This is a genomic window from Erythrobacter sp. (assembly GCF_023653175.1).
GTDB lineage: Bacteria > Pseudomonadota > Alphaproteobacteria > Sphingomonadales > Sphingomonadaceae > Erythrobacter.
Genome location: NZ_JAMNXL010000281.1, coordinates 1 through 2,926, shown reverse-complemented (window position 1 = coordinate 2,926; position 2,926 = coordinate 1). Strand labels below are relative to the sequence as shown.

General features: G+C 64.9%; 5 protein-coding genes. All 5 read right to left on the bottom strand.

The window, feature by feature from the left end; genetic code table 11:
- Positions 1-115: 115 nt before the first annotated feature.
- On the bottom strand, positions 116-844 hold the full coding sequence (locus tag NBV68_RS18895) for a DNA methyltransferase (RefSeq protein WP_296313017.1): 729 nt from the start codon (positions 842-844) through the stop codon (positions 116-118).
- Positions 841-2,037, bottom strand: a complete 1,197-nt coding sequence (locus NBV68_RS18890; protein ID WP_296313014.1) for a phosphoadenosine phosphosulfate reductase family protein — start codon at positions 2,035-2,037, stop codon at positions 841-843. Before NBV68_RS18890 ends, NBV68_RS18895 begins: the two co-directional genes overlap by 4 nt.
- Positions 2,034-2,165, bottom strand: a complete 132-nt coding sequence (locus NBV68_RS18885) for a hypothetical protein (protein WP_296313012.1) — start codon at positions 2,163-2,165, stop codon at positions 2,034-2,036. Before NBV68_RS18885 ends, NBV68_RS18890 begins: the two co-directional genes overlap by 4 nt.
- The gene (locus NBV68_RS18880; RefSeq protein ID WP_296313010.1) at positions 2,162-2,638 is read right to left on the bottom strand and encodes a hypothetical protein; all 477 of its coding nucleotides are present in this window, start codon (positions 2,636-2,638) and stop codon (positions 2,162-2,164) included. The genes NBV68_RS18885 and NBV68_RS18880 overlap by 4 nt, the downstream gene beginning before the upstream one ends.
- On the bottom strand, positions 2,635-2,926 hold a 292-nt coding region (locus tag NBV68_RS18875; RefSeq protein ID WP_296313007.1), incomplete at its 5' end, for a hypothetical protein. The genes NBV68_RS18875 and NBV68_RS18880, both read right to left, overlap by 4 nt.

Below are 2,926 nucleotides of genomic sequence, written 5' to 3'. Positions count from 1 at the left end.
TGGATCACGATGCGCTGGCCGATGATCGATGCGGGCGGACGCCAGCCCCGGAATTCGTAGGGCTTGGCCCCGGCGATGATCAGGCTGGCCCATGGCTGCCAGATGGTGAGAGCCTTCATTGTGCGGTTCCTTCCAATGCTGCCGCGATGCGGTGGCAGGCGGTTTCGAAGTGGGTGGGGTTCTGCTCGATCCCGACGAAGGCCTTGCCCGCCTTCACGGCCGCGACACCGGTCGAGCCGGTGCCCATGAAGGGATCGCAGATTGTGCTGCCGGCGACGTTGCGGACGATCTTGTCCATCACGGCGTCGGGCTTCACGGTGGGGTGGCCAAACTTGGCCTTGCCGCGCACCGAGTAGGCGTCGACCGTGCGGGCCTTGTCGGCCAGCGTGCCCTGCGGGTGGTAGCCCCTCGACCAGCAGTGCACGTAGAACTCGCTGTCCGGCCGGTAGTGCTTGTTGGCGAGGGGCTGCGGGTTCTTTTTCCGCCACATGCAAAGGGCGAGCCGTTCAAAGCTGCCGTCGAGATAGGGCAGCAGCTTGGCCAGCTGGTCGTTGTGGCAGAAGACCACCGCCGCGCCGCACAGCAGCGGGTTGAGGATCGCGTGATCGAAGCCCTTGTGCAGCTGCTCATCAACGATCTGGTCCATGCCGCCCTGGCGGGCTTTGCGGTATTGTCCGCCGCCTTCAGCGCGGAACAAGTAGGGCGGGTCCATGACGTCGGCGTCCATCCAGCCCAAGGTGGGCCGGATGGCGTAGGCATCGCCGCAGGAGAGGGTGACGCGGTTGCCAAGCCGAACGGTGAGAATGCCGCTGCCAGGAAGTTCGTTCTCGATGGTGAAGGTCATGAGCCGACTAGGTCCCTGAAGAGGATCGGCTGCACCGAGCCGTCTTGATAGACCGCATCGAGCCAGCGATCGGCGCGGGGTTCGTCCCCAGCCCACTTGTCGGGAAACGTGCGGGCCGCGATCAGCTCTCGAATGCGCGCCTCTTCCTCGCTGTTGATCAGGTCGACGTGGGCGCGGCGTTGGATGTCGAGTATCTGTTCGAGCGCAATCGAGCGGGCTTCGAGTGTGAGCGGCCCCATGCGCTGCGGGTTCTTGGCAATGCTGCCATCCTTCAGCCGCTCGACACCCGACTTGCGCAGCCGCTGGGCGGGCTCGCGCATCCACCGGTAGAGCGGCTTCAGTTCCTTCAGCGGGGCGAGGTGAGACCATGCCGGCATGTCACAAATGACATCGAGCGCGGTGTCTTTCGCAGCCAGAGGGCAGCCAATGCAGCCGGTGCGGGCGTTGACCTCTTCAGCGTCGTCTCCGCCATAAGCGTCGGCGAGGATCGCAGTGGGCCAGCGACCGAACTCCGGGCGGGGAGCGTAGATGCGCAGCCAATCCCACACAGTGCAGACCCGCCAGTGCAGGATCGGTGCAAGGGTGGCGATTCGCCCCTTGATCCCCTTCGCCTCCGGAAGCACTTGCTGGTACCAGCCTTGCCCGCACTCCGCGCCATCCTTGCTGCAGGACATGGCGATCCGGCCATCGCGCACCGCACTCTCGCCCTCGCGCACGCCGGTGATCATCAGCGCCGTTCCGGGCATGGCAGCAATGGCCTCGCCCAGCGCCTCGGCCATTGGCTCCACCTTGATCTGGCGAGTGCACCAGCGCAGCGTGTTGTTGTTCGGCGGGGGCACGCCGCGGCCGAGGATGTAGACCATGAAGCGCTTGTCGAGCGGGGCGCAGACTACGGTCACCTCGATCCAATCGCGCGTCTTGAGCAATGCGATCATCAGATCGGCGGCGCGCTGGATGGGGGGCAGTTCCTGCCGGGTGTCGGCGTAGAAGACATGCAGGCGCGCGGGCCGGGGCAGGTATCCCGCCTCGATCAGGTGGATGATCAACGTGAGGGTGGCGCTGCTGTCCTTCCCGCCAGACCAGGCGACGGCGACGTGTTCGTGCCGATCCCAATAGGCAAGCAGCGACTGCAGGGTGAGTTCGACCGCCTCTTCGTGGAGCATGCGGACGCCACCGGAGAACAGGCCGGTCATGCTTGCGCCTTTCCGAAGTTAAGTTCGAGGATGAGGCCCAGCCATTCGATGGCCATCGAGCGGCCTGCGTAATCGTGCAGGCCGTCGTCCTGGCCGGACCAGCGGGCGATTGTGAGGCGGGGGATCATTGCTGCTCGCCCTTGGAGTAATCCGGCAGCAAAGCCCGCACGTCGCCGGGGTTGGCGTAAGCATGCGCGATCATCGGTCTGGCCTGCTGGCCGACCGTGAGACCGTCGGGCATGACGATGTTGGCGAGGAACTCGTCTTCGAATTCCGAGATACCCACCTCGACCGCTTCCAGCTTGGCCTTGACCACCAGAGCGAGAGCGCGCCAACGCTGGCGGCAGGCCTGCTCCCATTCCTTCTGCGCCGCCTCAGGTGTGCGGACGCCTCGGCTGTGATGGGTGAAGCGCTTTTCCGATCTTGAGGGCATGGGCAGGACGAAGCGCACCTGCCTGCCCTGCATCCCGAACGCGAGCATGGCCTTCTCTGCATCCCAGCCCGACATGAACTGGCTAGCGCCGTAGCGTTCAAGGATGCGCTCAATTTCGGCTTTGCTGTTGCTGACCGAAACGCTGGTGTCTTTGGCGTACCGGCTCATGCCGCACCTGCCTGCGCGAGCTTCGCCCGCGCAAAGTCGAGGTCCATTTCCTCTTTCAGGATTTCGACCATGCCGGGGAGCGGCTGCCACGGCTCGCCCTCGACGGTGTGGCCGCGCTCTTCCAGCTCCTGCCGCTTCAGCATTTCGTCGGGCAGGGACACATAGAACGGGCCACCTGCAATCCAGCCTATCTGCATGGTTTCGAAGAAACCGAGCGAGGTGACTCCATGTCCGCCGTTCGGGCTCGAATAGCTCAGGGAGTGGGGGTAGCCGATGGCGGTGCAGGGC

Excerpts from the sequence above, each read along its gene's own strand:
- NBV68_RS18895 (WP_296313017.1), bottom strand. The coding sequence starts at position 844 with ATGACCTTCACCATCGAGAACGAACTTCCTGGCAGCGGCATTCTCACC.
- NBV68_RS18890 (WP_296313014.1), bottom strand. The coding sequence starts at position 2,037 with ATGACCGGCCTGTTCTCCGGTGGCGTCCGCATGCTCCACGAAGAGGCG.
- NBV68_RS18885 (WP_296313012.1), bottom strand. The coding sequence starts at position 2,165 with ATGATCCCCCGCCTCACAATCGCCCGCTGGTCCGGCCAGGACGACGGC.
- NBV68_RS18880 (WP_296313010.1), bottom strand. The coding sequence starts at position 2,638 with ATGAGCCGGTACGCCAAAGACACCAGCGTTTCGGTCAGCAACAGCAAA.